The following is a 25,339-nucleotide window of genomic DNA, read 5'->3' on the forward strand; positions in this document are numbered from 1 at the left end:
TTATATAATGATTATAGTTTATAGCCGATCAAATAGGGTACCTGGCTGCGTGCGCGCCTGGACCACAGTTTGCCCGTTTCAAAGTAATAACCCGGCGCGTGCAGTTGTTTGATCAAACCTTGCATTTCCTTTGTGGAATATGTCCGAAGATTTGAAACAATATAATCCCAGCAGTTAGTCCAGGGTGTGACAGGCACAAGATAAGTAAAAAAGAATTTTTTCCAGGTCATGCGTCTGGAAAACGGCAAGATCAGCAAGATCAGAATAGGGCTGAGCAACGCGCGAATAAAATCCATGGGATGTCTTTGAGTCGTTTCAAATATGGCAATAGGAACCTGATTATTTACGGCATCCTGGAGTATGTTGACCGCCTCATCCGGTTGAAAATGATGGAATGAGGAAAAGAATGTCCGCATCCCCTGCATCTCTGGCGGAAGTTTGCTTGCGTCAAGAGACTGATCATGCCCAACAATTTTTTCCGGGTATCGCGCCTGAAGACTGGCAAAAGCGCTTGCATTAGGATATTTATCCGTCAGGTTAATGACGACTAAGGATTTTCCGGATTTATCCAGATGATCACGCAAGCGCCTGATAGGGCCACCGCTGCCTGAACAACAATCTATGATGGTATCAGAACCCGTTTTGTCCAGTATCTCGACTATTTTTTCATAAGCCGGCTCATAGATATTAAAAACATTATAAATCCCCAGCAGAAAATCCGTGGTTGTTTCACGAATAACCCGCGGACACCACGATTTATCTTCCAGCTCAAACAAATGCATACGTCCCATGCCGCCCTGCTCCCTGGATTCAAATTGAGGAAATATTATCCATTATTCATTTGATTATAGTAGTATATTCTGTATTTAAAAGGAATTTTCATAATGGAAAGGACATTCATGAATACCTATTGCCGCGCTGGCTGGATCTGCACCGCCCTGGCCTTGTCCTCCCCCGTCTGCGCATCCGACTTTAATATTCCATTTATTAACGCCGCCGGTCTGGGCAATGCCTATGCAGACTGGGCGACAGCAGCCAGCGATGCCAGCACGACCTATACCAACCCGGCGGGTTTAGTCAACATTGACCGGCAGCAGTTGGTGATAGCTGCACTGGGCCTGAAAGGACATACCCGTTTCACCGGTTCCACCCAAACCCCGCCGTTTTCATTCCCCTTAACCATCAGCCAGTCAGGAACCGCATCCAGTCAATTAAGCGCTTTTTTTCCTTCTTTTTATTACGCGGCCCCTATCAATAACAGGCTGGCTTTCGGATTTGGCGTAACAGTCCCGTTCGCCTTGGGCACCAATTATGGCACGGATTCCATCGTGCGTTATGCTGCGACCCGTTCACAAGTGCTTGCCGTTGATATGGGCCCCAGCCTGGGCGTAAAAGTGAATGACAAATTCTCGTTTGGACTTGGTCTGGATGCTGTCCGACTGGCATTCAAATTGAACAATATTTATGGGCCGCCGCTCGCGTTTACCGATACAGTGGGACAAAATTATCTGTCGGGCTGGGGATACGGCTGGCATGGCGGGATTTTATACCAGGTACTGCCCGCGACGCGCGTGGGAGCCAGCTTCAATTCCATGGTCATGATGCATACGACAGGATCAAGTGAAGTATTTGGCTCCTTTCCTCCAGGCAGAATCAAGATTGAAAATAACAAGACAAACGCTGGCTTGCCGGCACGGGCGCAATTAAGCATACAGCAAGATCTCAATTCTCGCTGGTCTATCATGGGAACCGCATTTTATACCAATTGGCGCACTTTCGAAAAAATCACCATGAAAAGAGTCGTCATCCCCGGGGGAAATATTACTTCAGTCACGATTCCTTTTAATTACCACAACACCTTTGATTATTCGCTTGGCCTAAGCTACAAGCCTTCACCACAATGGCTGCTGCGCACAGGCGTTCAATATATGAATACGCCGTCAAATGACCGCGACAGAGGCGTAGCGGATCCGATAGGAAGAGCAATCGTGATCGGCCTGGGCTTGCATTATCAACAAAACTTGTGCGTGGGTTATGACATCGGCTACGGTCATTCCTTTTTCAAACAAGAATCCGTGGATTATGCCAACGCTCTTACGAAAGCAGTCGGCCACAACAATACCGCTACCAATGTATTTGGCGCGCAGATTGCATGGAACCTGACCTAGCACCGAACTGTCTCGCGTATTGGATATCATAAAGCGCGCCATCGCCTTGCAGCGACAGCGGCTGGCATTCAAAATATGGTCACATTCATTACACTGCATTTTCCAGTGCGAGACTGATCTTGTGCATCATGCTAGACCGAATCTCTTCTTCTCGGATAAACAGATGACCCCTGTCAAACGCATGGATTTCACAGCGCTGCCGGGTGTGATCACTCCAGTTCAGATGATCTTCGTATGCTACCCAGGTATCCTTCCTGCCAGCGAAGACAGTAATGGGAATATCCAGAGCATCATCTTCATAATATTGATAACTTTTCACGATACCCATATCACCGCTGAAAATAGGCAGCAAGACCCTGGTAATTTCCTTGTTCATCAAGGAATCGCCATATTCATCAATTCCGTTTTCATTGAATATGGCGGACACACGCGCTAGAGTCTCGTCACTAAGCCGGGAAATAAACCCGGGCTGATGACAATCAAACAGGTTCACATTGATGTCCTGTAATTGCCTGAGAATAATGTCTAGACTTTTAGTGGGAGTGCGCGGATCAGGAAAAGCGGATGCGAATAAGTGAACTGGCTGCGGTAATTTATGTTTGCGTAAATAGCGTGTCAATTCGAACGCAATCAATGAACCAAAACTATGGCCAAAGAAGGCAAAAGGCCGGTCAAGCTCATCACGTAACTGCTCAGCCAGGACGGCAACCAGAGTGTTGATATTGCCGATGGGCATTTCATCAAGCCTGCTTTCACGGCCTGGTAATTGAACGGGACAGACTTCAATCAAGCGGGAGATGTTTTCCTGCCAGCCGCGGTATATTGACGCACCGCCGCCACCGTATGGAAAACAGAATAAACGATATTTTGCCTCTGACTGAGGCTGCCTATAGGCAATCCATGGATTGGTCTGCCTGCCCGCAAACTGTGTGACCGTCTTGTCCTCCAGTACCCCTGACCGGCCTGCGACAGCATTCAACACATTGGCGGCGATTTCTTCAATCGTCGGCCCTTCCAGCAAATCCTGGATGGCATAATTCACACCAAGACCCATTTCCAATGTTCTCATCAACACTATCGCCATCAGCGAGTCAATACCCATATCCCGCAGGGATTGATTAACCGCAACATCTTGTTCAGGCATGGAAAAAATGACCGCAATTTGCTGCACAAGAAAATGCATGACATATGTCTTTCGCTCCGCTTCCGGCAATGCGGCGAGATCGATTTTGATATGCGCCTCCTTGGCATGGACAATTCTTTCCATTTGCATGCGATTATCGAGCTGGGTTAAGGTCATCCCCTCGAATTCAGCTATCACTTGCCTGCCCTCGTTGATCAGATAACAATTCGCTGTGATCCGCGCATCGTTATCATTCAGATGATCCAGTATTCCCAGCAGATAATAAGGGCCGCTTTTTATGCCATGATACACGGCTTTTTTTACGCCTGACGCAATATATGGTTTGATCAATTCGGGCGGCAGCAACTGGAATATGGGCTGGATAGAGGCATCAATCACGCCAGGATGGATTTTGAGCATGAACAATCCGTTTTTTGCCACTGTCGATTGCGGCTGGCTGAATTCGCACAGAATGGAGTTTTTTCCAAGCCAGAACTTACGGGTCCAGCGTATGCTTTCACCCGCAGGCATTCCCATCGCAGTAATCCTTTCATACAAAGAATCGGCTGTTTCATTGAAGAGAGACTGATTTTTGATAGCATCCAGATCATCGATCACTGGCGGCACGGCCGTTTTGAAATGAATCCATCCCTGAGCATGATGCGCCCAATGTTTTTGAGTGCCGGTATGACTGTAGAAATGATACTGGTATTGATCATCGCCGGCTTGCTCCACCGTGACCTGAATGGTAATGCTTGCATCATTCAACATGAATAAAGGTGATAGAAACTCATGGTTTTCAATGGTAAACCCTGGGCGCTGCCGGATGTGACCGGCAATGAATGCGAAAATTTCCATGTAATAGCCGGCATGAACAACATTGTAGGTGTCCTGCAAATCCGGCATGTAATTTTTGTCAATGATAAACTCAAACTGCAAGGTATTTAAGGGTGAATCCAGGCGTTTGCCCTGGAGAGGATATGAGTTTGCCGCGTGTCTTTCAGCATGATGATTGATCAGCGGAGGCCAGTAATCTTTATGTTGCCAGGGATACAAAGGCATATCCATATGAGGAAAACTTCTGCCTTTTTCGAACGCATGCCAGTCAATATTGGCGCCGCTCACATAGGCGGACGCCAATTCAGTTAATGGAATTTCTTCCATACCGCCTTTTAAATATCCTTGTTGATTCTTCTTCCTATTCAAGTCCAGATAGACATTATCCGGTACCATCATCTCATTAAAATCACTTTCGCAAAGCAGATGTAAAGCGGCGGCAAGATCAGAAATACTACACGCGCTAACGGCGAGCCTGCAAAAATAATGTGATCTTCTGGTATGCAGGGAATAACAAATCTGTGACAGGTTTAAGGCAGGATGCTCTTCAAGAAATCCGCGCCATGCGTGAACATACTGTTTTAATGCAGCCTGATCTTTGGCCGAGAGAGTAAACAGTTCCGGCCTGACAAGGGCAGATGAGACAAACGCCGGTTTCTCACCCGGCAAGATTTCACGCATAACCACATGCGCATTGGTCCCGCCAAAACCAAACCCGCTGACACCTGCGATACGATGAGTGCCATATCGAGGCCAGTCTTCCACTTTGCGGGGCACCTTGAATCGATACTTTTCAAATGGGATATGAGGGTTGGGAGTTGAAAGATTGAGATGCGGAGGAATTTGACCATGATATAATGCCAGCGCAACCTTGATCATGCTCGCAATTCCGGCTGCCGGTTCAAGATGGCCGATGTTGGTCTTGACAGAGCCTATCCAGCAAGGCCGGTTAATATCACGGTTTCTGCCTACGACTTCGCCCAACGCCTGAATTTCGATAGGATCTCCCAAAAAAGTACCGGTTCCATGGCATTCAACATATGAAATATTCTGTGGATCCGTGCCTGAAGCCTCATATGCGGATTTCAACAAGGCTTCCTGCTGTAACCCGTTAGGTGCCGTCAGGCCATTGGTTTTGCCATCCTGATTGACAGCACTGCCCGTAATCACCGCATAGATACGGTCGTTATCCCTGATCGCCTTGTCCAGCGGCTTCAATATTATCGCTCCGACGCCTTCGCCTTGCACATAACCATTCGCCCCCGCATCGAAGGTTTTACATTGTCCATCCACCGAAAGCATTTTTGCCTTGGTAAGGACGAAATTGACATAGGGCAGCAAATTCAGCTTGGCACCGCACACAATCGCCGTATCACACGACTGGCTCAGCAGATTGAGACACGCAAGATGCAAAGAAGCCATCGATGAGGAACAGGCGGAATCAATGATCACACTGGGGCCGCGCAAATCAAAAAGATACGAAAGCCGGTTTGCCGCGATGCTGATCGCGTTTCCTGTCGGAAGATACAACGCATCCATTTCTGAATCCATTTGCTGCATATGCATTAATTGACTGACATATAAACTTGAAAAAACACCCGTATTAGAGCCGGCAAGCTTGTCGATTGTCAGTCCGGCGTCTTCAAAAGCTTCATAAGCCACTTCCAGCATTAGCTGGTGCTGAGGATCCATGCGAGCAGCTTCACGAGGACTGATGCCAAAAAAATAAGCGTCAAACGCGCTGATATCCGGCAAAAAACCGCCCCAGTAGGGATAGGCAGAATCACGCAGCGCAGCTTCATGCGTGCCTTTTAACAGTTCCCATCGGGATTCAGGCATGTTAGAGATGATATTGCGGCCCTCACATAACAGTTTCCAGTAGGCATCCTTGCCTGGCGCCTGGGGGAAGCGACAGCTTATTCCGGTAATGGCGATAGGTTGACGCGCCGCCTTGTCTTGCCGCTCTAGAATCATCTGTTTGAGTTTTTTAATGGTAAATAATGCTTTCTGCAATGTTATCTGTTCATCCATGACTCATCCCTTTCATTGATTAATTGCCCTGACCGGAAAATAAAGCTTCAATCTCGGAGAATTCATCTTCCAGCAGTCGCGCTACCTGGGCATTATCAAGGTGTGCGATACTGGACATAAACTCATTTTCTGTCGTGACAGAACAAATGGAAGCATCAGAAACCGCGGACTCTGGCGTTTCCATCTGTCCGCAGAAATTTATGATATGGTTGACGAGCTGCCGTGCATTTGGGTAGCGGTACAAATCCATGGGCGACAACAAATCCGGAAATGACTCATTGATACGCGCAACGAAGTTGATCCCTTTGATGGAGTCCATGCCATAATTCAGATAAGCCACATCCGGATCTATCTCGGATACATCCAATCCAAGCATGTTTGCCAGCGAGTTCATGACCAGTGATGTGACATATTCGTCATCCAGGGAAATGTCCGTCCGGGTCAACCGCTCTTCCGACTGCCGGCGTGCGCCGGGCGGCTCAATAAAACGCGGAGGATTGGTCAATGCTTTCGCGTACCGCTCATTTTCCACATACCAGATGCGGTCGTGGCCTTCTTTCCTGTTTTGCAATTCAAAAGCAATACAGCCAGCCTGTTTTCGCAGTGCTTTTGTCTGTGTTAGTGATAGTAAGGATACTTGATGCGCCAGCTGCTCGCTCCGAAAATATTCCGCCAGGTTCCACAAATGATGCTGCACGATATCATTCCTGTCAGATTCATGCTCGCCGCTTGGCGAACATTCACGGGTGACGAAAAGGAAAGTCATCGGTTGTTTCCAATTCTGTTGGATCAAGCTCTGGATCAAATACAATAATCTCTGGTTATTCCGGGCGTCATCCCTAGTACTGGATCCATTCATGGTCCAGAGATAGACAACACCTTGCAATTCAATTAACGGATCGGCCGAAATCCTGGAAAATAATCGCTTGTAATCATCCGGATGATCAGGATTCAGGTAAATCACGTCATGCTGGAAATCATCAAAATGGTCGCCTGAGAAACAATACAGACAGGAAGATTCGCCCAATCCATCCTGCAACAGGAATCCGGTTTCCAGGTCGCTGAAAATGACCCATTTTGTCCGTTTCGTCACTGTGTTTGCCACCAAAGACAATGAGGGTTTTATTTTGGTCACCGATGCGTTTTCCGGGATAGCAGCGGGATGATTCGAAAACCAGCACCGGCGTTTCGCAAAGGGATAGGTGGGAAAATAAACCAGTGACCGGCTTGATGAATGCAGCGGTTCCCAGGAAATATTGGCGCCATTGACCCATAATTCCGCCAGTTGTTCCTCTCTGCTCAGCTCGCCTGAAAGCACCCTTCCCTCCTGGGCAGACCCAGGTCTCGCGGAATCATTGATCCAGACCCTGTCCATGACCGGCCTGGATTTTTGCATGCATAATTTGAGCTTGCTCATCAAATCCTGATATGAAAATGCGACGACAGCAAGCCTCGCGGGCATCGTTTCACGGCCTGTCTGCGCGGTATAACAAATATCACGCAGCCAGCATTCCAGATCGTCATGGTGATTTTCTGCTTCCCGCCGCAAATAATCATGGACAGACATTATATAATCCCTTAAACGTTCCGCATTCATTGCAGACAAGATAAAAGCAAATTGCTCGCCTGTCCGCTGTCTGGTATCCATTTCGGAAGCAAGATACTCTTCCACGATGAGGTGCACATTTGTACCCCCCGCGCCAAACGAACTGATGCCGGCCCGTCTTGGCATGCCTGTATCCGAACGCCATTCGGATAATTCTCTTTGTACATAAAAAGGAGTGTGTGAAAAATCGATGTATGGATTCAGATTTTCCGCATGCAGCGTGGGAGCCAGTTTTTTATATTGCATTTGCAGTAAAACCTTGGCCAGCTGCGATATTCCGGCTGCGGCTTCGAGATGCCCGATGTTTGATTTGACTGATCCAACCGCGCAAAACTGCCTGTCTTGTGTGAATTCTTCAAAGGCGTTTTGTAATCCGCGTATTTCTATGGGATCACCCAAAGCGGTTCCGGTGCCATGCGCTTCAATGTAGGATATTGATCTCGGATGAATTCCGGCCTTTTGCAAAGCGCTTCTGATCAAATCAGATTGAGCTTTTGGATTGGGCACAGTATAACCACTGGTTTTACCCCCATGATTCATGGCACTGCCCTTGATGATCCCGTAGATACGGTCATGGTCGCGAATTGCCGCTGCCAATGGTTTCAGCAGCACTGTGCCTGCGCCTTCTGCAGGCACATAACCCTTGCCCCCTTCCGCGAAACTAGCACAACGGCCCTCCTCCGACATGAAATTAAAACTGCCGAGAAAATGGAATTTACCAGGATGCAGTGACAGGTTAACACCGCCCGCGACAGCCATCTTGCACTCTCCCCGCCGCAGGCTCTCACACGCGAGATGAATGGCAGCCAAAGAAGACGAGCAAGCGGTGTCTATCACAAAACTGGGCCCGGACAGATTCAGGAAATAGGATACCCGGTTCGCAACTGAAAAAGTTTGCAGGTCAACAGGAAGTTGATTGCCATTTTTCCAGTCTTCGGCGATCAGCAGAGGATAATAATTATATGTGATACCGGCAAAGACACCCATCTCGTTATTCGCGGTTTCTTGCAGCCGTTTGCGCGTATAACCCCCATCTTCCAGGGTTGTCCAGACAGATTGCAGAAATATCCGCTCCTGAGGATCCATGATGGCTGCGTCATGCGGTGAGATGTTGAAAAAGAGCGGATCAAACATGTCTACATCGCGGAGAAACCCGCCATAGCGAAAATACTTTTCCACGCCGCCCACCGTAACCGGATAATCTTTATAATTCCAGCGTTCCGGCGGGATTTCTTCTATACAGTCACGAGCCGTGATCAGATTCTGCCAAAATTCATGTATATTGGCCGCCATGGGAAATACACCGCTTAGTCCTACGACAGCAATATCCATGGTATCGGCCTGCATAGCCTCTCCAGATACCGCTATGCCCGAATCGATGTTACATTCCATGTTTTCACGCTCGACAGCTGCCGTATCGTTTGCTGCACCATTTGGTGTGCATCCGGCATGAGACATCAGCGCCTGTAACGCGCCAGCATGATATTTTTTAAAATAGGCTGACAAATCTTTCAGGGTATTATATTCATAAAGCAGTGTCTTGGATAAAACACCGAAATCCTTCTCCAGTCGTTCCGTTATTTCAAGTCCAGTCAGCGAATCAACTCCGTAGATTTCGTAGGTTTGATCCGGTTTGATGTGATCAATCGCAATGTGCAATTTGTCGGCGAAAATCCCTCGCAAATAATGAATAATATCCAGTCCGGCTTCCGAATGCGAGGAAGGAACAGGCAGTATGGACGATTTCACCCTGGAAATTTCCGGGTCGCCGAACCAATATTTTTGTCTATTGAATGGATACCCCGGCAGGGACGCCGCACGCAAGTAAGATGCATTCGAATATACGGCTGTCCAGTCTATAGGATAATGTTCACAATATAATTCGCCAAGAACCATCAATGCGCGGCGAAATTTTTCACGGTCCGCAAGCGTCATATCATTTAGAACAGACAAGGCGGAATGATAGGCGTCATTCGTAGTGGAAACGGGAATGTCCTTTGTATTATTTGCAGTATTCATACAATTAGGAATTTGCTTGCCCAGCATGAGCGCTTGCAGGGTATCCAATAAATGGTGCATCGACTCCACCACGAGTGCGGTGCGGTTCTCAAAATGCGCCCGTCCCGCATTCAGGGTGTAACAAAGAGAATCCAGGTCAATGCCCTGTTTGTTGTCAACCAGCCAGTCATGCAAATCAGCGATTTTCTGTTTCACGCCGGACGAATGCTTGGCTGAGATGGTCAGCAGATAAAAAGGCTTGGTCAAAGGCCGGGCGGGCTGCCGTATCGGCCCTTGTTCGATGACAATATGCGCATTCGTGCCCCCGAAACCAAAGGAACTGACGCCCGCTCGATAAGGGACATCTCTCCCGGAAGAATCCTTTAGCTTAATCCATGGCTGGGATTTTCTTAAAATATGAAACGGACTGCCGGTAAGATCAATATATGGATTCACTTCTTCAAGATGGACATTACCAGGCAATTTACCATAAGCCATCGCAAGCAAGACCTTGATCAATCCGGCAATCCCTGACGCAGGTTCAAGATGTCCAATATTGGTCTTGACCGAGCCTAACGCGATGCGAGCTTCACTGACTCCATTTGAAAGCAGATGCCTGAAGGCAAGCTTCAAACTCTCAATTTCAACGGGATCTCCCAGCGCAGTGCCGGTGCCATGTGTTTCAATATAAGTGACTGTTGCCGGATCGATATTGGCTCCCATATAAGCATCTATCAGCAGTGCGCTTTGAGCCGCCGCATTGGGTGCCGTTAGTGATTGCGCTTTCCCGCCATGGTTCACGGCAGTATTTTTAATAATTCCGTAGACATGATCGCCGTCATTCAATGCCCGTGACAGCGGCTTGAGCAAGATGGCCGCGACGCCCTCGCCTTTCACATATCCATCCGCCTCCTTATCAAAAGTCTTACAGCGGCCGCGCGCCGAGATTGCACCCAGTTGACTGGTCACAACATAGGTATCCGGATTCAAAATCAAACTGACACCACCAGCAAGGGCCATTTCACATTCGCCATTTCGGATAGCCGATACCGCACGATGTATGGCGACCAGAGAACCGGAACATGCCGTGTCAGTGACTTCGCTCGGGCCCAGCAGATTCAGGAAATAGGAGATACGATTGGCCAGCATACTGTGGGAATTGCCAGTCGCGATATAGCCGTGAAATTCCTTTTGTCGTTTTGCGAGCATGACCTGATAATCATTGAATTCGACGCCGGCGAAAACACCGACGCGCTTGCCCGAAAATGTGAAAGGATCATAGCCCGCGTCTTCTATGGTCTTCCAGATGATCTCAAGAAAGAGGCGTTGCTGCGGATCCATCAATTTGGCTTCACGCGCGGATATATTAAAAAATCCGGCGTCAAAACAATCCACGCCATCAATAAACGCACCCCATTTGCAATTCATCTTGTCAGCATTTTGTTTGATATCACCATAGTATTGCCGCCAATCCCAGCGATCTGCGGGAATTTCAGTGACGAGATCATGTCCTGCGGCGAGATGGTCCCAAAAAGCCTGTAAATCTTTTGATTGTGGAAACAAGCCCTGAATGCCGATAATTGCAATATCCCGGACTGGTTGGGCTTCAAATAATGCATCTACTTTTATACCAGCGGCTGGATCATGGCTTGTGTGCATGCTCATGATTTTTTCATGGCGAGGACTTGAAACCTGGCTCCGAAATTCTTCTATCAGACGCCTGCTGATCGCCGCAATAGAAGAATTGGTGTAAAACCACGCCGGCGTGATGCTGATTCCGTAATAATCATTGAGTTGAGAGGATAATTTTATAAAATGAACGCTGTCCATTCCATAGTCACTCAAATGACATGTCTCATTAATGTCTTGCATCCTGATGCCTAATTGAGCAGACACAATGCTAGTCAAACGTGACTTGACGTTTTCCAGGAGGGAGACAGTGTTTTTATCCGGGTGAACGCCAGACTGATTAACCGCTTCCGGTATAGAAACTCGCTTTTTATACCAGCAATAAAGCTTATCGAATGGATAAGCAGGCAAGGATAACTTGCGGTAAGGTTTGCCTTGATACAAATTCACAAAATCCATCTCATAGCCATCCACATAAAATCCGGCAAGTGTCAACAGATGTTCACGGTATTCATCTGCTCTCATTTCCTGGTTCCGGTTTAATTCCTGAATCAATTGATTAAACAATTTGATTGCAAGCGACTGATTCGGTTTTTTAAGCGTGCCGGCACGATTTATCATAGCAAGGTCCGGTATTGTTCCCGTTTTTAGCGCAAGCAACACGCGTTTGAGCTCATCAACTGAATGAGCAACGACAGCGCAACGCTTTTCAAAATGGGATCGGCAGACATTCAAGGTATAGCTGATATCATCCAGGGAATTTGTTAGCGAAATTTCGCTATCTGGAACACAGAGCCAGCGGTAAAAATCATCCAGTTTTTGCATCAGCGCTGTTTCGGTTTTGGCTGAAAATGCAAACAAATACGAGGGCTTGGAAAATGAAATGCCAGGCTTGCGTGAATCGGGCGCCTCCTCAATAATGACATGCGCATTCGACCCGCCCGCTCCAAAAGCACTGATGCCAGCCATGCGAGGGGCGGGCTCCCAATCGGATAATTCTTGCTGAACCCTGAAACCGCTTCCTTGCCAGTCAATATTATCATTCAGCCGGTCTGCATGTAATGATGGCACCAGTTTTTTGTGTTTTAACTGCAATAAAACCTTTGTCAATGCCGCAATACCCGCGGCGGATTCGCAATGTCCGATATTGGATTTGACGGAACCGATGGCGCATGATGTCAGGCGGTCTCCCGGCGAGAATACTCTGGCAAGTCCTGATATCTCAACCGGATCGCCTAATAACGTTCCTGTACCATGTGCTTCAATATAACTGACGTTTCGCGGATCCAGATTAGCTCTTCGATATGCCTGCGCGATGACATCCGCCTGGGCAGCGGGATTGGGCACCGTGTAGCCATTAGTCTTACCGCCATGATTGATGCTGCTGCTCTTGATGACACCGTATATATGATCACCATCACGAAGTGCAAGATGAAATGGTTTTAGCAGCACCGCTCCCACACCTTCACCAGGAACATATCCATCACCATCAACACCAAAACTGCGGCACCGCCCGCCCGACGACAGAAAATTCCCCTGGTTAAGCAGGCGATATTTATCAGGATGCAGAGTGAGATTGACTCCGCCAGCGACCGCCATGTCGCATTCACCCTGGCGTATGCTTTGACATGCCAAATGCAAAGCTGTCAATGAAGATGAGCACATAGTGTCAATCGCCATACTGGGACCATGCAAATCGAGAAAATAGGATACCCTGTTAGCGATGGATGAAAACAGGGAATGGGTCATCCGTGTTCCCTTTTGCGGGTATGCCTGCGTTGAAAACAATTGGTAATGTCCATACATAACGCCCACAAACACGCCTGTTTGCTTATCCGAAAGGCTGACGCGAGTATAACCAGCATCCTCGATGGCATTCCATGCGGTTTGCAGAAACAGCCGCTCCTGCGGATCCATTAATTCGGCATCATGCGGTGATATATTGAAAAAGAGCGGATCAAACTTGTCCACATCGTCAATGAATCCCCCGCATATCGCATTCATTTGACCATCCATGTTCCATAAGCTATCAATCTCGTCATATTTCATCCGGCGTTCTTCGGGAATTTCTGTAACACAATCCTTGCCGGATTGGAGATGATTCCAGAATGTTTCAAGATCATTCGCCTGGGGATAACGCCCGCTCAAACCAATAATGGCGATATCCTGTACGTATGAAATATCCTTATGATCCATTCTTGCAGCCATTGCGGGCTGCGAAATGTGAGCGCTGGCTGCTTGATCAAACATAGGATTTCGTACCGCTGTGACATCGGAAATAAATAATTGACTTAAGCGTTCTGAATGATGCTGAAGAAAGTAACCAGTCAGATCATTTAAGGTCTGATACTCGAAAAACAGGGTTTTTGGTAAAGCATTGAAGACACGTCCTAATTCCTGATTCAATTGAATGATCATCAGCGAATCAATACCATAGATTTCAAACGCTGTATGATTCTGAATATTGACAGGATCAGTTTTAATGACAGAGGCAAGAGTCTGTTTAAGATAATTTTCAGTCTGCTCTTTTAAGGGATGAGTCCTGACATCCAGGCTGGTTAAATGCCGCATGCCGGCGGTGCCGGAAATAGCTGTGCCTTGATTATTTCGTACCGCGAATATCCGCTCATGTTTGCTTTTATCTCCCGGCATCACCATCAGCTGACTGAAATCAGATCCAAGGATTTGTTCGAATATCCGCATGCCGTCAGCGGTGGCTAACGCTGAGACGCCCATTGAATTTTCCAGCCATGCGCGTGCCGTCTCACTCAAACTCGATCCGCCATCAGTCCAGAACGGCCAGTTGATCGACAGTGTTTTCCCTGTGCGCTTTCCGGCAAGCCGCAGCGATTCACGACTGACAGAGAAATAATCCATAAAACCGTTCGCGTAAGCGTAATCGGATTGGCCAGCATTACCCAAAACAGAGGCAAGCGAGGAAAACAGTACAAAAAACTTCAAGGGTTCGGTCTTTGTTGCTTCATCCAGGAATAATGTGCCTTCAACCTTGGGCGCTAAAACAGATGCGGATTCCTGGATAGGTTTACGCAAAATGAAATTATCGCATATCGCACCCGCCGCGTGAAAAATGCCATCAATATTTCCATGCATGGCTTTAATGGTCTGTATCAATGATTGCACATCAGCAAAACTGGCAATATCGCTCTGAATATAAACCGCATCCGCGCCTTCTTGTTTCAGCGCCAACAAATGCGACTCTTTGGCAGCATCCAGCAGAGACCGGCCTGTCAATATCAGTTTTGCGTGATAATTTTTTGCCAGATAACGCGCAAATATTAGACCCAGGCCGCCCATTCCGCCCGTGATCAGATATACTCCGCCTCTTGTGAGTAATCCGGATAAATCAGGATGAATATTTAAAGTGATATTCTGAAATCTTCTGACAAAACGGACACCGCCTGGCGCGTACTTCACCTCGGTATCACCCTGTGTGAGTTCGTCCAATACTTCATCCCCGGTTTGCGCATTGATCACGCGGCATACCAGATTCGGGTTTTCATCACATAGCGTCCTGGCGAAACCGGCTATCGCCTGTGTGAATGCTGATATATCCTGATGATACTCAGCCAGATTGACAAAAAGAATTTGGACAGGTTCATTCAGCCTGATTTGCAGCAGCGCTTTAGCAAGACAATGAAGAACATGGTAAATGTGATGCAGTTGCAGGTGGATGTTTTCTTTAAATTCAGTATCCGGCCTGAAAACGGGTAAGCGAAAAATGATCCAGCCAGGCAACGACTGATTGACATTCAATTCATGAAAGAAATTAAAAGCATGATTTTCATCCGTCTCATGAGTAAAAATACCGTCATCACATTGCTTGAACACCGCTGCGCTCAGCTGTGATATCACGGGATTCTGCGGTAATCGATCGCGAATAAAATCCGATAAATGATCATCATCAAATATCAAAATAGATTTCCCGGATGAAACCATGCCATGTAAAATCGAATTGATTTTGCATTCATTCCAGACAGGCTGATAACAGTGTAACTCCTTATACCGGCTGCCGCCCAATTCAGAAACTCGAAAATCACGAACTTCGAGCACTCTCTGGCCAGCCTGATCATACAAGCTGATATCAAAAGTAAAAATGGCGTCAGCCGATGCAGGAACAAGTTTGATGTGGGCATAGGAACAATCTGGCAAAACACCATGATAATCGACCTGGCTTACCGCTTGTGGCAAATATACGGCATTTTTTGGTAACAATATCATCGCGGCATGCAGCATTCCCTCCAGAACACAGATGTTTTTCTCGGACGCTGACAAATGGTGGTGAGGCGCGCCCAGCCTGATGCATGCGACAGCTTCTTCATCATTATAACGCGCTTCTTCTACAACTTGAAAATGGCTCCCATAATCGAATCCCAGACCACGATACTTGAAATAAATCTCCTTGCGTTTCAACCGGTGCGGCAGGCTCATTGTCAGATTTACGAGATTCACTGCCGGATCATTTCTGTTCACTTCAGAAGCCGGATGCAAATCCATCTCGCCACTTGCGTATTCGGTTGACTCCTTGTCTGAAACAGTAAACGAAACACGATTCCCCGTTTTTTTAAGATTGATCAGCAAGCGCAATGTCTTAACCGCGTTAATGGCATTGAACCATACAATATCGCGCAGCCTGATTATCCTGAATTCCGGAAATGCCAGCATGCCGACTGTCCTTGCCATTTCCATACAAGCCGCGCCCGGCATCACCAAAGAATCTTTAATTTTATGATCCTGAAAATACCATTCCTTTCCCGTCAATGAAGTTGAGAAACGCTTGTTATCAGAGGTAGACAGACTGACGTCCAACGCGATATGCCAGATGCCATTGTCATTTTTTCCGGCATGCATGTCTGTTTCATTGCCGGGAATCCAGAAGCGCCGCATTTCAAATGGATATCCCGGAAGGCTGACTCTGCAAGATGGTTGATGGTTGGGAATGGATTTCCATGTAATCTCATCGCCGTCAACAAACTGCCTGGCGACGACCCATAATGACAACGCTTCCTGTTTCCGCAAATGCGTGTTGCTGTCTATCATGTCAATCGATTGTGACACTTTCTCCCATTCCAATCCTGTATTATCAATATAATTTTCCGGTGAAAAACCTTCGAGAACCTTAGCCAGGGTGGATTGTAAATGAGGTATCGAATCCACAATGATGGCACAGCGTTTTTCAAAATGCGTCCTGCCTGAATTCAAGGTATGACTGATATCCGAAAGAACGGGCGGATATGATTGCTGGCCCAACCATGAATGTAAATCCCTGATGCGTTGCCGCAATGCCGGCGTTGTTCTGGCTGAGAGTGTGATCAGACTGACTTCAGGCGAGTAGTCTGTCTGTTGAAATACAGAGTCCGGTACTTCTTCGATGACAAGATGCGCGTTCGTCCCACCATAACCAAATGAACTGAGGCCCGCTCGTCTGGGCCTTGAATTCTGCTGCCGTCTCCATGGCTGCGGCTTGTTGATCAGATAAAATGGACTATCCGCAAGGTCTATATAGGGATTGATGGTTTTAAAATTCAGGTTTGACGGGATTTTTTCATGTTTGAACGCCAACAATATCTTGATTAAACCGGCAATGCCAGCCGCGGATTCCAAATGGCCGATATTTGATTTCACAGCTCCCAGGCCGCAGGTTTCCGGTTTCAGCACTTTCCCCTGGCGTTCGGCTAACAGTGAGAATGCCTTTTTTAATCCATTGATTTCAATTGGATCTCCCAGGGCGGTTCCCGTACCATGGGTTTCAATGTAGGTAATACTCTCCACTGGAATATTAGCGCGTTCGTGCGCAGCCATGATAACATCAGCCTGCGCGGCAGGATTAGGCGCTGTGAGGCTGTTGACATGACCGCCATGATTCACCGCCGAGCCCTTTATGATGCCATAAATATGATCATGGTCAGCAAGTGCTCTATCCAGTTTTTTCAGAAGAACAGCTGCGACACCTTCACCGCGTACAAACCCGTTTGCATCCTTGTCAAAAGTTTTGCATTGTCCATCCAGGCTAAGCATGCCTGCATTACTTGCCGTGATGAATGATGTTGGAGACAACAAGGCATTGACCCCGCCGGCAATGGCCAAATCACAGTCGCCGTTGAGAATCGCCATAATAGCGTGATGAATTGCCACCAGTGAGCTGGAACATGCCGTATCAACCGCTTCGCTGGGGCCATGAAGATTAAGCAAGTATGAGACACGGTTAGCGAGAATGCTGGCGGCAGTGCCTGTGGTTCTATATGCGCCAAAGACATTATTTTCATGCAATAATTCCGCGTAGTCATGGTTGAATACACCGACAAACAACCCCGTTTTAAAATGTGCAATGTCTTGCACGGAGTATCCCGAGTCTTCCACTGTATTCCATACCACTTGCAGAAATATTCTTTGCTGCGGATCAGTCAATTCTGCCTCACGGGGAGACATGTTAAAAAATGGCGCATCAAAACATTCAATATCATCTATAAATCCACCCCATTTGACAGATATCCTGCCTAAATCGGTCTCAGGATTACCGTCATACTTTTTCCAGTCCCAGCGGCTGGATGGAATGACACCGATAGAGTTTTTACCTTCAATCAGATTCTTCCAGAAAGTATCGATATCCGGCGCACCGGGAAACACACCGCTCATACCGATGATAGCGATATCACGGTGACCGGCTTCCGATGCATCTGTTGAATGCTTATTTTCAATCTTCATGGTTACTGCAATATTATCGCGATAGAACTCATCTAAAGTCTGGTATTCATACAAAACAGCCGGAGACAATGATTTTCCATACGTTTCGTTTAATAATGCGGTTAATTGAATAATGTTAATGGAATCGAACTGATATTTGCTAAGAGGAGAATGAAAATCAATTTGTTCCGCACTGACGCCTAACACGGAAGCCACGACTTTCGCAAAGGCGGCAGCTTTCGTATCCAATGAGTTTATTTGTCCGGATACAGTTGGCAATGCATTCAGCACCGATTGGTATAGAATTTCCAGACTGTTTTCCAGATATTGTTTCTGGCATAATTTACGTTGCAATTTCCCGCTTACAGTTTTAGGTATGCTGTTACGCGCAACCAGCAAGACTGTATCAACCGCCAGCCCATATTCCTTGATAATAGCATGGCGTATCGCTGCAATGATGTTCTCCCTTGAATCCTGCCTAATACTTTCATGGATTTCCTGCACTACGACCAATTTCTCATTGCCCAATGAAGGACATGAAAATACAGCTCTGCGATCATGAATGGAGAGTGGCGTCAATCTTTCAGCAATCAGGTTTTCAAGATCAAGCGGATAATACTTTTTCCCATTGATAACAATCAATTCCTTTAATCGGCCGGTCAGACAAATTTCATCTTCATATATAAACCCTAGATCACCCGTACGAAAATACACCTGGTTCGAGCCGGCCAGGCGCGCCTGAAAAACAGCTTGATTTTCTTCCTGGCGGCGCCAATACCCCTGCACCACAGATTTGCCCGTCAGCCAGATTTCACCGATAGCACCCATACCAACGGGAACAAGCGTTTCCGGATCAACAACGACTGCCTTCAAACCATGCAGCATGCGCCCGTTACTCACAAATATTTTATGCCGATCTTCAGTTGTAAATTTAACTTCATCCAGCTGAAGAGCGTCCATATCCAGAGAAAACCGCCCGGGATTTTTTCCATAGGAGCTGATTGAAATGGCCCCTGAAGCCTCTGACATTCCGAAAGCGGGATTAAATCGCCGCAATTGGAATCCAAACGCTTCAAATTTGGCATTGAAACGGATGAGCGTATCATATTGAACATGCTCTCCGCCATTTACCGCAACCTTCCAGGTATTTAACGTTATTCCAGACATTTCACTGATATCTATCTGTTTTATGCAATGCTCATACCCAAAATTCGGGCAGCCGCTGTGTGTTACGCGATATTTGGATATGGCCTTCAACCACAATAATGGCTTGCTGACAAATGCAGCCGGCGGCATGATGATAGACAGCGTTCCATGATATAGTGGCAGGAGCAATCCGCACACCAGACCATAGACATGTGTATGAGGCGCCCAGGTAAGGGTAACGCTATTTTTTGTATACTTCCAGGCCCTGGCCGTATGCAGCAAGCTGTGCGTAAGATTGGCATGGCGAATGACAGCCGCCTTGGGTGTTGAAGTTGATCCCGAGGTATATTGCAGATACACAATAGTGTCCGGCGTGATCACAAATTTGTTCCGGTCCATTTTGTTTCCGGACTTGATTTTCTGCGTATCGGCAACAAACAGTTTTTTACCAGGCAGAATTTGCGAAATATTTATTCTGACAGTTTCCGTCCAATTCGAACAAGTGAGCACAGCTGAAATGTCTGCATCCGCTGCAATCAATTTCAAGGTTTCCAGTGATTGACCAAACTCGTGCGCTGCGGGGCATGGCACAGGAACTGCTGTCGAACCGGCATAAAGACATCCTATAAAGCTGACAACAAAATCGATGCCCGCCGGGTACAAAAGCATCACACGTTCACCAGAGAGTCCTTGCTCAAGCAGATATTTTCCGATATGTTCGGCCCGCTTCGTCAATTCGCCTATTGTGATGCGATCCGATTCTTGTTCGCCGTCCTGCAAAAATATAAAAGCCGTATCATGGGGACGTTTCGCGCTGCGTTTTTTTAACACCGAGATAATATCTGACATTACGCACATCCATATGCTTTGTTTTATCAGCCAATACTATACCTGCCGCAAGGCAATATTTAAATTATGCGATAGCACAGCGCAGCCTCGTGCCGCGCGCAAGCATGAGAATCGCGTTACAATTTATTGATTAATATAATAAAATGATTAAAAAATAGCGCTGCATAATTTTATTATGATATATTGATAACCCATGAAAGAGGCCATCCAGCCCCGGATTAAATGATTGAGCTTGGATGTGATTCTTCCATGTACGGAGTCAAGAGGAGAATGTCAGCCTTCGCGCTTTGAAAGGTCATTACTTGCAAGAAATATTCTCACGCTATTATTGCCAGGCGAAATAAATGATGTAGCAATCAATTCATCATGATAAGGAAGTCATCATTTATGTTAAACACAGTTAAAAAAGACAGTTCAGCAAATACCTGCAGCGGACAGGACAAGGTCATTATTGGAAGCAATAGAAAATTATTACTATCCGATGTTAAACGAATTGCGCAATACCCTGTCATTATTGATCTCAGTCCCGACACCCACGACACAGTCAAAAAATCATATGAAATGCTTAAATTACTTGCGGACAAACGCATTCCTGTATACGGCATGAATACCAATTTTGGCGATCAGGTGAGGTATATGGACACTCATCTGAAATGTGACAATTCAGAATTGTATTACGCATCGATGATGAGACGGCAAATCAACATCATTAAATCTCTTGCTTGCAGCCAAGGACAGGTTGTAACACCTGAAATAATACGTGTCACCATGACATTGCGAGCACACTGTCTGGCGCAAGGTTATTCCGGCGTGAGCCCTGATGCAATCGCGACTATACTGTCATATCTGAATGCCGGAATCGCCCCTGTAGTGCGATGTTATGGTTCCATTGGAGCCAGCGGTGATTTAATACCGCTGGCTTCCATTGCGGCCTGCTTTCTGGGTGAAAACGTGGAAGTCTCTTACCAAGGCAAAATCATGCCTGCCTCTGAAGCCATGAAACAGGCGGGAATAGGAAAATTGAGACCGCAGCTGCGCGATGGTCTCGCACTGATTAATGGAACCTCGTTCATGACAGCCATCGCAAGCACGGCGCTTTATGATCTGAACCGCTTGTTCACACAAACCTTATCAGCTGTGGCCATGTCACTTGAATCCATGCTCGTCATCAGCAGCGCCTACCATCCGCTGGTGCACCAACTGAAATTTCATAAAGGTGAAAACAGCATAAACGATTTCATATTAAATTTCTGGGAAGGAAGCCTTTTAATTTCCAATCTGGATGAGTTGCGGACAACTGAAACAGCATACAAGCCGGTTCAGGATTATTACTCTCTGCGCGCCGTGCCTCAAGGTTTTGGACCGTTACAGGAAAATCTGAGCACAGCTGTTCTCTGGGTTGAGAATGAAATGAATTCCGTCAATGACAATCCCATTGTAGATGCCGAGGAGAATCAAATTCATCATACAGCAAATTTCATGGGGTATTACATCACGGAAGCCTGTGATCTCTTAAAAGCCGATATTGCGCAAGCGTCTACCTGGATACATGCCTTGCTGGCAAATATGCTGCACCCACGTAAAAATCATGGCCTACCGGTTAACCTGACCTTGGATCCGGATAATCATAATGGCTTCCGTTCCATGCAATTGCTTTCCGCAGCACTGGCGGTTCAAAACCGTAAACTCGCACAATCGCAACAGGCATTCAGCTTGCCTACAGAAGGCGACAATCAGGATGTCAGCAGTCTGGGCGCACATGCGGCATTCGATTTACGGGAATCCGTCATGAACCTGGAACGTTTGACAGCCGTTTTATTGCTTGCCTCTGCCCAAGCGCTGGAATTGCGCGGCATACAAAAGGCAAGCCTGCGGGCACAGGAAATTCATCAAGTGATTCGGGCTCATTCGCCCGTCTTGTCAGAGTGCCGCCCCATGTCTGCTGAACTCACATCCATTGTCAATCTGTTACAGGAAGAACTTATTTAATGCTGGCTTATCTTTTTCCCGGACAGGGATCGCAAGTACGTGGAATGGGAGGCGACCTATTTGACGAGTTTCCTGATCATGTTGCTTTGGCTGATGACATATTGGGATATTCCATTAAAAAACTTTGCCTGCAGGATCCCGATCAGCAGCTGAACCAGACACAATATACACAACCCGCTTTATACGTAGTCAACGCATTATCATATTTTAAACAACTCAAAATGGACGGCCCCAGGCCGGATTTTGTATGCGGTCATAGCCTGGGCGAATATAATGCCTTGCTTGCCGCAAAAGTCTTTGATTTTGGCACAGGATTGAAACTGGTAAAAATGCGGGGTGAACTAATGAGCCGGGTGCGAGACGGCGGAATGACTGCCGTTCTAGGCTTGACTATCACCGAGATTCAGAATCTTCTGCACCAGCATGGGTTGCATAGCATTTTTATCGCGAATTATAACACCCATACCCAGATCGTCATATCCGGACCCCAAAAGGATTTAAACCATGCATGCAGCATATTTCGAGAAAACACAAGCGCTTCTTGCATACCACTCAAAGTCAGCGGCGCATTTCATTCTCCCTATATGTCTGAAGCGCAACAGCAGTTCTCAGAGTTTCTTGAGGAATTTCAATTTCATGTTCCTGCAGTCCCTGTCATCGCCAATCTCAATGCATCTCCTTATCATCCAGCTGTTATCCGCACAAATTTGTCCGCGCAAATCACACATACGGTAAAATGGACATCCATAATTGATTATTTGCTCACTCATAAAGGTATCACGCTGAAAGAAATCGGACCCGGCCAGGTCTTAAGCGGATTGCTTGCCAGCATCAAGGCCGCGCGCATATCCAGGGAATCGATAAAAAGCGCAAGCGTGTAGCTTATCTTTCAGCGATCCCAGTTTCATAAACCAGGCACCGGTTCTGTATCGTAAAAGGGGTATCACTCATCAAATACTGATTGATTTTTTTATAAAGCCATTGGATATCATTTTGACCAGCATTATGCAGTCTAAGCTGCCTTATCTGCATAGGCACCAATGTTATTTTAATGAACTGCAGTGATTCAGCATCAAAATCCAGGAAATACATCAGCGTCAAATCACTTCGGAATTCTTCATGGCCGCCAATTCCTTCATAGTCATTAATAAAATCACCGCAGCCATACAATATGGGTTTACCATGATAAATTTCTATGGGCCTAGGATGATGGGATGAGTGTCCAAATATCACGTCAACCTTGGCGTCATCAATTAAACCGCGTGCGAATGTCTGAAATGCCTCGCTAACATCATAACCCCAATTGCTTCCCCAATGAAGGCTGAAGATAACCAAATCGGCTGATTGTCGATATTGATTAATATGGTCTGCCGTTTTGATTAGTATTTCATGCGATAACTCTGGAAGATAGTACACACCGGCATGGTGAGTAGCCGCCGCCCAGCCGAGGGGTATCCCGCTTGAAAGCATACCTGCCGAGAATACGAGAATTCTTCTATTTAAATCCAACTGAAACACAGCAGGCTTCATCGCCTGGAATATATTCTCGCCCGCTCCTGCATAGTCAATATGCGCATGTTTTAATGTATCTAGCGTCTCCTTTAATCCTGCTTGTCCCCAGTCAAGAATGTGATTATTCGACAAGACACAGATATCCATTTTCGCTGCGTTTAGCACACATACATTTCCTGGATGCATGCGGTAATGTATGCCCTTATGCGCATCATGATCTTCATTTTGAGTAATCGCCGTCTCCAGATTAATGATTCTGACATCCGGTTGCAGTTCCAGCCAAATTTTTAAGGCATCACCCCAGATATAGTCTTCCGCAACTGGATATTGGATTTTGCCGTTTGCTTGTTCCGCCAGAAATACATATTCGCGCGCATCCTTAACATACGACTCGAATAATCTGGGATTAACAGATTGAGGCAGAATCTGGTCAATTCCTCTTCCTGTCATCACATCGCCGCCCAGATACAAGCGTATATTTCCTTTTGCATGACTTGTCATATAGATTTATTCAGTCTTGCCATTCCACCCGATTGGGATTCATCCGTATTCAAGGATGGCATAGGTTCAAAATCAGGAAATGGCCTGCGATATCCACCCGGTACGCCCTGCGTGGAAAAGATAATCTGCCAGAGTTGTATGCTGCGCGCTCTAAAAGCACCCGCGCAAGATAACAAGTAATAACTCCACATGCGATAAAAACGATCATCATAATGTTGTTTTAATTTATCCCAGTTTGCGTCGAAATTGGCATGCCATGCCATCAGTGTTTTAGCGTAATCCGCGCCGAAATTATGCCAGTCCTCCATCACCAGTAATCCTTCTGATGCTTTGCCAATTTGCGTGATCGAAGGCAGCATGCCATTGGGGAAAATATACCTGTTGATCCACGCATCGCTCGACGTTTGACTGATATTGCCGCCAATCGTATGCAACAGAAACAATCCGTCATCCTTAAGGGAATTTTTTACTATTTTCATATAGTGATGGTAGTTCAAATGCCCAACGTGTTCGAACATCCCAAGTGAAGCGATACGGTCAAATTTGTCATTGATATCACGGTAATCCTGAAAGCGAATCTCCACAGGCAGCCCTGCACAATTATTTTTAGCATAGTCGCTCTGCTCCCTGGATATGGTAATGCCAACCACAGATACTCCATAATTTTCCGCAGCGTACCGGGCCAAAGATCCAAAGCCGCAACCAATATCCAGCATGCGCATGCCTGGTTCTAGCATCAACTTTTGACAGGTCAGTTCCAATTTATTGCGCTGGGCTTCGTCCAGATTGTTTGCCTTTTCCCAATATCCGCAAGTGTAATTCATACGGTTATCCAGCATGGATTGAAACAATCTGTTGCCAAGGTCGTAATGTCTTTTCCCCACGGTACGTGCGCGCCGTTTAGTCTGCATATTGACATATTTCAGGAAAATGAATCTGAACAACAACCATGGATTTGACTTGATGCGGCTTGCAAGATTAAACCGGATGACACGCTCAAAAAATTGATCGAGATGATCACAGTCCCACCAATGGTCCATATAGGATTCGCCCAGGCCTAAAGTGCCTTCTTTAAGCACGCGGCGATAAAACTCCTGGTTATGAACCAAAATATCCCATGGTCTGTCACCATTGATTTTGATATCAGCAGACTGCAGGATTTCATGCACCGCGCGCTTCATGGCATTTTCATTCATGGGTATCTTCAGTTCTCCAGGAAATAAGCTTCATCAATCAACATGGTTTTTA

General features: G+C 46.6%; 8 protein-coding genes. 3 read left to right on the forward strand and 5 right to left on the reverse strand.

The genetic code is table 11. The features are described from left to right. Window positions 1–11 precede the first annotated feature (11 nt). Complete coding sequence (locus tag AQULUS_RS12310; protein WP_148340566.1) at window positions 12–791, reverse strand: class I SAM-dependent methyltransferase; 780 nt, start codon at window positions 789–791, stop codon at window positions 12–14. A 93-nt stretch (window positions 792–884) separates the two neighbouring features. On the opposite strand from AQULUS_RS12310, the gene AQULUS_RS12315 reads away from it, so the two are divergent. Next, the gene (locus AQULUS_RS12315; RefSeq protein ID WP_232051926.1) at window positions 885–2,168 is read left to right on the forward strand and encodes an OmpP1/FadL family transporter; all 1,284 of its coding nucleotides are present in this window, start codon (window positions 885–887) and stop codon (window positions 2,166–2,168) included. Between the two features lie 88 nt (window positions 2,169–2,256). Here the strand turns inward: AQULUS_RS12315 and AQULUS_RS12320 are convergent, their stop codons facing one another. Continuing rightward, window positions 2,257–6,159, reverse strand: coding sequence for a beta-ketoacyl synthase N-terminal-like domain-containing protein (locus AQULUS_RS12320; protein WP_148340567.1), 3,903 nt, complete (start codon window positions 6,157–6,159; stop codon window positions 2,257–2,259). Window positions 6,160–6,178: 19 nt separating this feature from the next. Next, entirely contained in the window at window positions 6,179–20,089 is a 13,911-nt protein-coding gene (locus tag AQULUS_RS12325) for an SDR family NAD(P)-dependent oxidoreductase (protein WP_172622881.1), read from the reverse strand. A gap of 387 nt (window positions 20,090–20,476) precedes the next feature. Between AQULUS_RS12325 and AQULUS_RS12330 the strand changes: the two genes are divergently transcribed. Both AQULUS_RS12330 and fabD read left to right on the forward strand, forming a co-directional pair. Next, complete coding sequence (locus tag AQULUS_RS12330; RefSeq protein ID WP_148340569.1) at window positions 20,477–22,078, forward strand: HAL/PAL/TAL family ammonia-lyase; 1,602 nt, start codon at window positions 20,477–20,479, stop codon at window positions 22,076–22,078. Then, entirely contained in the window at window positions 22,078–22,959 is an 882-nt protein-coding gene (gene fabD, locus AQULUS_RS12335; RefSeq protein ID WP_148340570.1) for an ACP S-malonyltransferase, read from the forward strand. The genes AQULUS_RS12330 and fabD overlap by 1 nt, the downstream gene beginning before the upstream one ends. 1 nt (window position 22,960) lies before the next feature. On the opposite strand, the gene AQULUS_RS12340 is transcribed toward fabD, so the two are convergent. Both AQULUS_RS12340 and cfa read right to left on the reverse strand, forming a co-directional pair. Further along, the gene (locus AQULUS_RS12340) at window positions 22,961–24,091 is read right to left on the reverse strand and encodes a CapA family protein (protein WP_148340571.1); all 1,131 of its coding nucleotides are present in this window, start codon (window positions 24,089–24,091) and stop codon (window positions 22,961–22,963) included. Next, a complete protein-coding gene (gene cfa / locus AQULUS_RS12345; protein ID WP_148340572.1) occupies window positions 24,088–25,287 on the reverse strand; it encodes a cyclopropane fatty acyl phospholipid synthase in 1,200 nt (399 codons plus the stop codon). Before cfa ends, AQULUS_RS12340 begins: the two co-directional genes overlap by 4 nt. Window positions 25,288–25,339: the final 52 nt, after the last annotated feature.

The sequence above is a fragment of the Aquicella siphonis genome (assembly GCF_902459485.1).
Lineage (GTDB): Bacteria > Pseudomonadota > Gammaproteobacteria > DSM-16500 > DSM-16500 > Aquicella > Aquicella siphonis.

Bases quoted from the DNA above. Each gene is read 5' to 3' on its own strand.
- AQULUS_RS12310 (WP_148340566.1), bottom strand. From the start codon at position 791: ATGGGACGTATGCATTTGTTTGAGCTGGAAGATAAATCGTGGTGTCCG.
- AQULUS_RS12315 (WP_232051926.1), top strand. From the start codon at position 885: ATGGAAAGGACATTCATGAATACCTATTGCCGCGCTGGCTGGATCTGC.
- AQULUS_RS12320 (WP_148340567.1), bottom strand. From the start codon at position 6,159: ATGGATGAACAGATAACATTGCAGAAAGCATTATTTACCATTAAAAAA.
- AQULUS_RS12325 (WP_172622881.1), bottom strand. From the start codon at position 20,089: ATGTCAGATATTATCTCGGTGTTAAAAAAACGCAGCGCGAAACGTCCC.
- AQULUS_RS12330 (WP_148340569.1), top strand. From the start codon at position 20,477: ATGTTAAACACAGTTAAAAAAGACAGTTCAGCAAATACCTGCAGCGGA.
- fabD (WP_148340570.1), top strand. From the start codon at position 22,078: ATGCTGGCTTATCTTTTTCCCGGACAGGGATCGCAAGTACGTGGAATG.
- AQULUS_RS12340 (WP_148340571.1), bottom strand. From the start codon at position 24,091: ATGACAAGTCATGCAAAAGGAAATATACGCTTGTATCTGGGCGGCGAT.
- cfa (WP_148340572.1), bottom strand. From the start codon at position 25,287: ATGAATGAAAATGCCATGAAGCGCGCGGTGCATGAAATCCTGCAGTCT.